This is a genomic window from Curtobacterium sp. MCBA15_008 (assembly GCF_001865065.1).
GTDB lineage: Bacteria > Actinomycetota > Actinomycetes > Actinomycetales > Microbacteriaceae > Curtobacterium.
Genome location: NZ_MJGN01000034.1, coordinates 79,763 through 89,423 on the forward strand (window position 1 = coordinate 79,763; position 9,661 = coordinate 89,423).

General features: G+C 71.1%; 7 protein-coding genes. All 7 read right to left on the reverse strand.

Features of this window, described 5'->3' with window-relative positions:
- A partial coding sequence (locus tag BIU96_RS19905) for a hypothetical protein (RefSeq protein WP_175477555.1) occupies positions 1–1,361 on the reverse strand: 1,361 nt, incomplete at its 3' end.
- Positions 1,362–1,549: 188 nt separating this feature from the next.
- Positions 1,550–3,622 (reverse strand): fructose-specific PTS transporter subunit EIIC, encoded by a 2,073-nt coding sequence (locus BIU96_RS13365; RefSeq protein ID WP_071293103.1) that lies wholly within the window; start codon positions 3,620–3,622, stop codon positions 1,550–1,552.
- A gap of 74 nt (positions 3,623–3,696) precedes the next feature.
- On the reverse strand, positions 3,697–4,707 hold the full coding sequence (locus BIU96_RS13370) for a 1-phosphofructokinase family hexose kinase (protein ID WP_071293104.1): 1,011 nt from the start codon (positions 4,705–4,707) through the stop codon (positions 3,697–3,699).
- Positions 4,704–5,492, reverse strand: a complete 789-nt coding sequence (locus BIU96_RS13375) for a DeoR/GlpR family DNA-binding transcription regulator (protein ID WP_071293105.1) — start codon at positions 5,490–5,492, stop codon at positions 4,704–4,706. The genes BIU96_RS13370 and BIU96_RS13375 overlap by 4 nt, the downstream gene beginning before the upstream one ends.
- Positions 5,493–6,202: 710 nt before the next feature.
- Complete coding sequence (locus BIU96_RS13380) at positions 6,203–7,147, reverse strand: carbohydrate ABC transporter permease (RefSeq protein ID WP_254786149.1); 945 nt, start codon at positions 7,145–7,147, stop codon at positions 6,203–6,205.
- A complete protein-coding gene (locus BIU96_RS13385) occupies positions 7,144–8,106 on the reverse strand; it encodes a carbohydrate ABC transporter permease (RefSeq protein ID WP_071293106.1) in 963 nt (320 codons plus the stop codon). Before BIU96_RS13385 ends, BIU96_RS13380 begins: the two co-directional genes overlap by 4 nt.
- Before the next feature lie 3 nt (positions 8,107–8,109).
- Positions 8,110–9,435, reverse strand: coding sequence for a sugar ABC transporter substrate-binding protein (locus BIU96_RS13390; RefSeq protein WP_217642268.1), 1,326 nt, complete (start codon positions 9,433–9,435; stop codon positions 8,110–8,112).
- Between the last annotated feature and the right edge of the window lie 226 nt (positions 9,436–9,661).

Genomic DNA, 9,661 nt, shown 5'->3' on the forward strand with positions numbered 1-9,661 from the left:
CTCGCCGCCCCGGCTCCGGTCGACCGGTTCGTGACCCGTCGGACCGTCACGGACGACGCGCTCGAGGCGGCGACCCGGACGATGCCGTCGACGGCGGCGCGGGCACCGGCGGGCAGGGCGACGTCCTCGACCACCAGGGCCCCGAGGGTCCGGACGTCGACGTTCACCACCGTCCCGCTCGATCCGGTCGCGGTGACGCCGGACACGGTGCCCTCGAACCAGGTCGGGCCGGCGTAGTTCACGATCTGGACGGGCGAGCGCCCGGTGACGCTCCCGGCGAGGCCGGATGCCGAGAAGCGACGGATGCGGCGCTGCACACCGTTCCCGCCGATGCCGGAGGTGACCTTGAGCAGGCAGAGGCACTGCTTGCCCCGGACGTCCTCGACGACGACGTCGGTGATGTCCCCCTCGCAGTCCCCGAGCCGGGAACCCGCGTGGGTCTGTCCGTCCACCGTGGTGAACGCGACGAGGTCGTCGCCGGTGCGCTCACCGGTGATCCGGCGGACGGCGATCCGCGACGACGGTCCCTGGAAGTGCACACCGTCCGAGGCCGTGTCGATGAAGGCGACGTCCTCGACGGTGACGTCGGTCACGTCACCGAACGAGACGGCGTACTGACCGCCGACCTGCGCGCTGCCCGTCGAGTGCACGGTGAGCCCGGTCAGGGACACCCGCGCGGCACGGCGGATGAGGAGCCCGTGCGACTCGGTGGTCTGCGAGACGGAGTTCTTGCTGCGGTTCGTCCACGTGCCGCCGACGATGCTGATGTCCCCGTCGTTCGGCGGGAAGACGGACGTGGCGGCCGAGGTGAGCGTCGAGGTCGCGGCGACGTCGAGGGTCGCACGGGTCGACGACTGGACGGACACGATCCGGCCGTACATCGATCCCGGAGCCTTCGCGTTGCCGCTGCGCGGACCGGCGCCGAGCACCTGCACGCGACGCCCGACCATCGCCGTGCTGAACACCGCCGCCTTGGTCGTGACGACGTTGGACCCGGCACGGACCGACGCGGTGGTCCGGGCGCTGGGGTTCGCGGCGGCGTTGCGGAGCACGTTGTCGCCGATGGCCCCGGTGACGCTCGCGGCCGAGGCGTCGAGCTGCGTGCCGGAGCGGATGACGAGGGGGCCGGACAGCACGGCTGCGCCGCGGAGGACACGGACTCCGCCGACGGCCAGCCACGCGTTGATCGCCGCCGTGCTCGTCCGCGGGTTCACCGTCATCACGGTCGCGTCGACGGCGTTCGCGCGCCCGCCCGAGGCGACGACGGCCGTCAGGGCGGTGAGGGTCCCGGCGGCACCCAGCCCGAGCATCCGGCGACGGGACGGCCGCAGCGCGTCGAAGAGGTTGGGGTGCCCCGGCATCGTGTCGTTCCGTTCATCGCCACTCGGGCGTGCTGTGCCGTGGCGAGACGGCGGTCCTGCGGGTGTGCGTTCGTGACGCTACCGGCCCGGACCGGGGGTGAGGGAGCCTCCAGTTCGCGGGTCACGACGGACTGGAGGCGCGGTGCCAGCTGGCACCGCGCCTCCAGTCGGTCGGATGGTGACGTCGACTACACGGCGACCGCCACCCGGTCGTGAGCGGTCTCGGACACGGCGGCGTCCGCCGCCGGGGCCCGACGCACCCACTTCTTCAGCCCGACGAGCACCAGCGCGGACACGACCGTGCCGGCCAGGATCGCGACGATGAACATCGCGACGTCCCCGATGGCGAAGAACACGAAGATCCCACCGTGCGGCGCCCGCGAGGTCACGCCGGCCGCCATCGAGATCGCTCCCGTGACCGCGGCACCGACCATCGACGCCGGGATGACCCGCAGCGGGTCGGCCGCGGCGAACGGGATCGCGCCCTCGGAGATGAACGAGGCACCGAGCAGCCACGCGGCCTTGCCGTTCTCGCGCTCCGGCTTCGTGAAGCCCTTGCGGTACAGGACGGTCGAGGCCAGCGCGAGGGCGAGCGGCGGCACCATGCCGGCGGCCATCACCGCGGCCATGATCTCGAACGGCACGACGTTCGTGGCGGTGCCGGCACCGAGCCCGGCGACGGCGAACGCGTACGCCACCTTGTTGACCGGACCGCCGAGGTCGAACGCCATCATCAGGCCCAGGATGATCCCGAGCAGGACCGCCGAGGCACCGGACAGGGAGTTGAGGAACTCGGTCAGCTGGGTCATCAGCCAGGCGATGGGCCCGCCGAGCACGAGCAGCATGAGGCCGGAGGCGATGATCGACGCGAACAGCGGGATGATCACGACCGGCATCAGGCCACGCAGCCAGCGCCAGGTCGGGATGCGGCCGATCCAGTACGCCGCGGCACCCGCGATGAGGCCACCGATCAGACCACCGAGGAACCCGGCGTTCATGAAGACGGCGATCGAGCCGGCGACGAAGCCGGGCGCGATGCCGGGTCGGTCGGCCATCGCGTAGGCGATGTACCCGGCGAGGGCGGCGACGAGGAACCCGAGCGAGATCCCGCCGATCTGGAACGCGGCGGCGCCGAGGTAGTAGCCGAGGCCCTGCGGCGGCAGGTCCAGCAGCGTGTAGTTCGTGAGCGTGAACACCGCGTTGTTCTGGCCGGAGTCACCGTGCTGCAGCGCGATGCCGTACCCGGCGAGCAGGAAGCCGAGCGCGATGAGCAGCCCGCCGCCCGCGACGAACGGAATCATGTAGCTGACGCCGGTGAGCAGCCAGCGCTTCAGGGCCTGGCCGAAGTGCTCGTTCTTCGTGGTCGTCTCGGTCGTGGCGGCGCCGCCCTGCACGCGTGCGGCGTTCGGGTCCTCCGAGGCGCGGATCGCCTCGGCGATCATCTTGTCCGGCTCGTCGACGCCGCGCTTCACGGGTCCGGAGACGAGGGGCTTGCCGGCGAAGCGGCCGCGGTCGCGCACGTCGACGTCGACCGCGAACACGACGGCGTCGGCGCGGGCGATGAGCGCGGGGTCGAGGGGCTCGACCTGCGAGGAGCCCTGGGTCTCGACGTGCATCTCGGCGCCGGCCCGCTCGGCTGCGGCGACGAGCGCGTCTGCTGCCATGTAGGTGTGCGCGATGCCGGTCGGGCAGGCGGTGACGCCGACGATGAGCTTGCGCTGGGTCGCCGTCGCACCTGCCGGTGGGGTCGGACTGGAGGCGCTGCTCGCCTTCCCGACGCCGGCCTCCGACACCTCGCCGCTCACCTCGCGGTCGACCAGGTCGACGATCTCCTGCGGGGTGGCCGCCGCACGGAGCGCCGCGGTGAAGTCGTCGCGGATGAGTGCCCGGGCCAGGGTCGAGAGGACCGTCAGGTGGTCCTTGTCCGCACCCTCCGGCACGGCGATCATGAACACGATGTCGGCGTCGCCGTCCGGGGCACCGAACGACACCTTCCGGGCGAGACGCGCGAACGCCAGGGTCGGCTCGGACACCGACGCCGATCGGGCGTGCGGGATCGCGATGCCGCCGGGCACGCCGGTGCCGACGCTGGCCTCGCGCTTGATCGCGTCCTCGGCCAGGACCCGGCCCTCGGCGGCGCGGCCGGTCGCGGCGACGCGGTCGGCGAGGACGCGGATGACGTCGCTCGACGTGGCGCCGAGGTCCTCGTCGAGACCGACGAGCTGGACGCTGATGAGGCGTGGACTCGTGTTGACGGACATGGTTGCTCCTTTGCAATCGTGCTGCGGTCGCACGGGGTGCTGGTGTTCGGGGGGTGTTGCTCGGGGTGCTGACGTCAGGCAGGCGCTTGGGCTGGCTCCGACGTGCGCTGGATTCGCCGGACGGTGATGGCGTCGGGGTCGGTGTGGTCGAGGGCGGGAACGTCGCTGCCGGGCAGGGCCGCGGCCGCAGCTCCGGTGGCGACGGCCTGGGCGAGGCGCTGCTCGGGCGGCTGCCCGGCGACCTCGGCGAGCAGGTAGCCGGCGAGCGCCGAGTCCCCCGCGCCGACGGTCGACCGTGCCGTGATCCGGGGTGCGGCGGCGGCGTGGCTGCCGTCCGCCGTCACGAGCACCGCCCCGGCGCTGCCGAGGGTGAGCAGCACCGTGCCGACGTGCCGCTCGCGGAGTCGCTCGGCGGCACGCGCGGCGACCTCGACGTCACGCTCGAACTCCTCGGGGTCCCCGCCGACGACCTCGGCGAGCTCCTCGGCGTTCGGCTTGACCAGGTCGACCCGCTCGCCGGACTGCAGCAGCGCGGTGAACGGCACGCCCGACGAGTCCACGGCGATCCGGACGGCGTCGCCGTGGCGCTGCCGGACGGCCCGCACCAGCACGGCGAGGGCGTCGTCGGGCAGCCCCGGCGGCAGGGACCCGGCGAACACGACCCAGCGGGCGGCGGGGCCGGTGGCGGTCGCGGCGGCGGTGTCGGCGACGAGGGTGGCCAGGTCCTCGAGGCGTCCGGCGAGGGACGGCCCGGGCTCGTTGAGCTTCGTGGTCGTGCCGGTCGGCTCGGTGACGGTGACGTTCGAGCGGAGCGGCGCACCGATCGGCAGCGCGGCGGTCGGGATCCCCCGGGTCGCCAGGCCGAGCAGCACGGGGTCGAGGTCGTCGCCCGGCAGGACCGCGATGGTGTCGCCGCCACTGGCCACCACGACACGGGAGACGTTGACGCCCTTGCCGCCCGGCTCGGCGGTGCTGCGGGTCGCACGTTGGACGGCGCCGCGCTGGAGTTCGCCGGCGAGCTCGATGGTGCGGTCGAGGCTCGGGTTCGGGGTGACGGTGACGATGCGGGTGCTGTGCTCGCTCATGCGACGACCACCTCGACGTCGGCGTCGGACAGTGCCCCGGCGAGGTCGGCCGGCGGCTGCTCGTCCGTGACGACGGTGTCGATCTCGTCGAGCCGGGCGAACCGCATGAGCGCCTCGACCCCGTGCTTCGCGGCGTCCGCGAGCACCACGCTCCGACGGGCGGCGAGCACGTAGGCGGCCTTCACAGCAGCTTCGTACTCGTCCGGCGTGCTCAACCCGAAGCCGGCGGACAGGCCGTTCGTCCCGACGAAGGCGATGTCCGGTCGGAGCGCGCCGATCTGCTCCACGGTGGCGGTGCCGACCGCGGCGCTCGTGACCCCGCGGACGCGTCCGCCGAGCAGGTGCAGCTCGACGTGCTCGCTGTGCTGCAGGGTCGCGGCGATCGGCACGGAGTTCGTGATGACGGTGATCGTGGCGCCGACCGTGGCCGGCTCCCAGCGGGCGAGCTCGGCGGCGACGGCGGCACAGGTCGTGCCGGCGTCGAGGGCGATCGAACCGGTGAAGGTCGGCGGCACGAGGCGCATCGCGGCGCGGGCGATCGCGGACTTGGCGGAGTTGTGCTGGCCTTCGCGCTCGGCGACGGTCAGCTCGACGACGCTCGACCGGCCGACGGGCACCGCTCCCCCGTGCACGCGGCGCAGGACCCCGGCGGACTCGAGCAGGTCGAGGTCGCGGCGCACGGTCTCGGTGGTGACGTCGAAGTGCTCGGCGAGGTCGGCGACGGAGACCCGCCCGGCTGCCTGCAGTGCGGCGGCGATGGCGTCGTGTCGCTCGGTTGCGTACATGCCCGAACTCCTTCGTTCCCGTGGGTTTCACGCAGCGTACGCGCACAACCCACCGAATCGCAACCGTTCCACAACCAAACCAACATCCCGCGCTCGCCCGCGCTCCCCGCTCCCGCCCGCCGAGGTCGCACAAAACGTCGCTCTCGGCGAGCCCAGACGGCACATCGTGCGACCTCGGCAACACGCACGCGGCATGTCGCGCGACCTCGATGCCGCCCGCGCGATGCCTTCCTCCACCGAGATCGCACTCTGGCGCGGATGCCCTCCGCCGAGATCGCACTTCGGCGCGGACGTACGAAGCAGACCCGCGCCGAAGTGCGATCTCGACGCCCCGATCACGCCGCGCCCGCCGAGGTCGCACAAGACGTCGCTATCGGCGAGCCCAGACGGCACGTCGCGCGACCTCGGCAACACGCACGCGGCATGTCGCGCGACCTCGACCCCGGCCGCGCGCCGTCCTCGCCCGCCATCCTCGCCCACCGTCCTCGCCCACCGTCCTCGCCCGCCGAGATCGCACTCTGGCGCGGATGCCCTCCGCCGAGATCGCACTTCGGCGCGGACGTCCGAAGCAGACTCGCGCCGAAGTGCGATCTCCGCGCCACGATCGCGCCGCGAACACCATCGGACGCCGCGCACGAGCGCGCCCGCGCGCCCGCCCACGACGACGCCCCAACCTGCCGGAGCAGATCGGGGCGTCGCACGTCGGGCGCTCAGCCCTTGACGGCCCCCGCGGTCATGCCGCTGACCAGCCGCCGTTGCACGATGAGGAAGAACACCACGACCGGGATCGAGAACAGCACCGACGCCGCCATGAGCCCACCGAAGTCGGTCCCCTTGTTCGTCGAGAACCCGGCGAGCCACACCGGCAGCGTGTACATCCCCTGGTCCTTCAGCATCACGTACGCCGTGAGGTAGTCGTTCCACGCAGCGATGAACGCGAACACGCTCGTCGCGATGACGCCCGGCATCACCAGGGGGAACAGCACGCTCCAGAGGATCCGGAACGTGCCCGCACCGTCGACCTTCGCGGCCTCCTCGATCTCGATCGGCACCGCGACGAAGAACCCGCGCATCACCCAGATCGAGAACGGCAGCACACTCGCGACGTACGCCAGGATCAGCCCGAGGTAGCTGTTCAGCAGCCCGAGGGTCTGGAACGACAGGAACAGCGGGATGAGCAGCGCGCCCGACGGGATCATCTGCACGAACAGGATGGCGACCAGGATCGCGCGGCGCCCCTTGAAGCGGAAGCGCGACAGGGCGGCCGACGCGAGGAACCCGACCACGATCGACAGCAGCACCGCCGCGACCACGACGATCGCCGAGTTGCGCAGGTAGACGAGGAACCCGTCCTGCGTCAGCGCCCGCGTGAAGTTCTCGAGCGTGGGCCGCAGCGGGAGCCAGATCGGAGTGAGGGCCGTGACCTCGTCGGCGGGCTTGAACGCCGTGTTCACCATCCAGTAGATCGGGAACACCCAGATCAGGCAGAACACCACGGCGATGGTGTTCGCCAGCACGCGCGGCTTGCGCTTGCGCGCACGGACCGGCGAGACCGCGCGAGCCCGGCCGGACCCGGAGCGGTTCGCACCCGCCACGTCCGGTTGTGCCTCGGACGCGGTCGCCCCGGTCACCCCGGGGGTCGTGGTCGTCGTCACAGGTCCTCCTCCCCGCTCCGGACGAGCCGGCGGATGTAGTAGCTGGTGAGCGCGCCGAGGATCAGCGTCGAGATGACGGCGATCGCCGCGCCCTGCCCGTAGGCGTTCGACACGAAGGACTTCACGAACGTCCAGATGCCGAGGGTGAGGGTGGTGTCCTCCGGTCCGCCGCGGGTGAGCAGCCAGATCTGGTTGAAGACGTTGAAGTCCCAGATCACCGACAGGATCGTCACGAGCAGCAGGGTCGGCACGAGCGCCGGCAGGGTGATCGCGCGGTACATCGCCCAGGCCGAGGCCCCGTCGAGCGAACCGGCTTCGTAGTACTCCGGCGCGATCTGCGACTGGGCGGCGTAGAGCGTCAGCGCGACGAACGGCACCGCCTGCCAGATGACGAGCGACAGCACGATGGTCAGGGCCTGGCCCGGGCTCGACGCCCAGTTGTCCTGCGTGTGGTCGCCGAACACCCCGAGCTGCGTGATCAGCCAGTTGAGCACGCCGTAGAACGGCTGGAAGAGCCACTGCCACACCAGGCTCGACGCGACGTTCGGCATCGCCCAGGCGAGCACGAGCACGACGCTGACGATCGTGCGCATCGCGACGCCGAGCCGGGTGAGCAGCTGCGAGACCGCCATCCCGATGCCGATCGTCCCGACGACCATCGCGCCGGTGACGAGCACCGTCCGGAGGACGACCGGCCAGAAGCTCGGGTCGGCGAGCACGTTCGTGTAGTTCGAGAACCCCGCGAACCCCGCCTGCCCGGTGAAGATCGCCCGGAGACCGTAGTCCTGGAAGGAGATGACGACGAGGCGCACCAGCGGGTAGACGACGAGCGCCAGCAGGAGCAGCGCCGCCGGGGCGAGCAGCACCAGTGGCGCGCGTGACGACCCCACCGGCCGGCGGCGCCGGGTGCCCGGCTCGGCCTGAGCCGAACCGGGCACCCGCTCTGCAGTCGACGTCATCGACTACTGCTGCGCGTTGAGTGCGGACGTGAGGTGCTCCGAGAAGCCCTCGGCCGCCTGCTTCGGCGACTTCCGCCCCGTCGCGATGTCCGCGAACATCGTCTGGAACGTGGAGTCGCCCTCGATGGTCGCCCAGCCGGGGGTCGCCGGCGTCGGACGGCTCGTCGACGCCGCGGCGAAGTACGGCTTGTGGAGTTCGTCCACGTCACCGGACACCGCGTCGAGCAGCTGCGTCGAGTTCGGCTCCCAGCCGTCGACCCCGAAGACCTGGTCCTGCTGGAACTTCTTCGAGGTGAGGATCTTCGTGTAGTACAGCGCCAGGTCCTGGTTCTGCGACTTCGACGGGATGCCGAGGTCCGAGCCGCCGAGGAAGACGGGCTGCGTCTTGCCCTCGGTCTGGGACGGCATCGCGAAGGTGCCGATCTGGTTCTTCAGCTCGGGCTTCGCCGTCGTGATCGAACCGATCTCCCACGCGGACCCGAGGATCGCCGAGGTGTTGCCCTGCGCGAAGATGTCGGACTCGGCCGGCTTGTCCGTGTTGATGTCCTGCGTGGACTTCGCGGAGTAGCTGTTCTGGAAGTCCTTCCACGCGGTCAGGCCCTTGACGGCGTCGGCGGAGTCGATCGACCCCTTCCACTTGCCGCCCTGCTCGGTGGCGATCTGTCCGCCGGCGTCCCACACCCACTGCAGGCCGCCGTACCAGTACTGCCCGGGCATGTAGAACGCCGAGAAGTCCGCCTGCGGGTTCTTCGCCTTGACCTTGTCGAGGTCGGCGGTGAGCTGGTCGTACGACGTCGGGACGTCGGTCACGCCAGCGTCGGCCCACATCTTCTTGTTGTAGATCACCGCGCGGTTGCCGGCGAACAGCGGAGCACCGTAGAGCTTGCCGTCGACGGTGGCCGGCCCCTCGAGCCCGGAGAGCCAGGTCTGGCCGCCCTGCAGCTCCTTCTTGTAGGGCGACAGGTCCATCAGGCCACCCGTCGCGGCGTACACGGGCACCTGCGTGTTGCCCAGGTCGACCACGTCCGGCGCGTCCTTCTGGGCGAGTGCGGTGGTCAGCTTCGTGGTGATGCCGTCCCACTGCTGGAGCTGCAGCTTCACCTTGGCGCCGGTGGCCTCGGTGAACTGCTTCTCGGCGACGTCGAGGATCTTCGGGCTGAGGTCGCCGTTCATGATCCAGACGGTGATGGTCTTGCCCTTGCCATCGGGTGTGCCGATGGACTTCGTGCCGCCGTCGGAAGCTCCGTTGCTTCCGGCGGAGCACCCGGTGAGGGCGAGCGCGCCTGCGAGGGCGAGCGCACCGAGTGCGGCGAAACGCGTGCGTGTCACGATGACTCCCTTGGTCCGACCTTTATGAAAGGACGTTGCGTATTGGCAAGTGAAGACCCTCGGGGTCGCGTTGTCAAGCATCGATCCGAGCCTTGTGGACCCGTGTGATCCGCGTGTTTCCGGGGGATCACGGATGTCGAACGGATGGCCTCCGATGCTTGACGAGCTGGTCATGACCAGGCATGATCAGCACCCGTTCTCGACGCGACCGCCTGGAGGCGCGGTG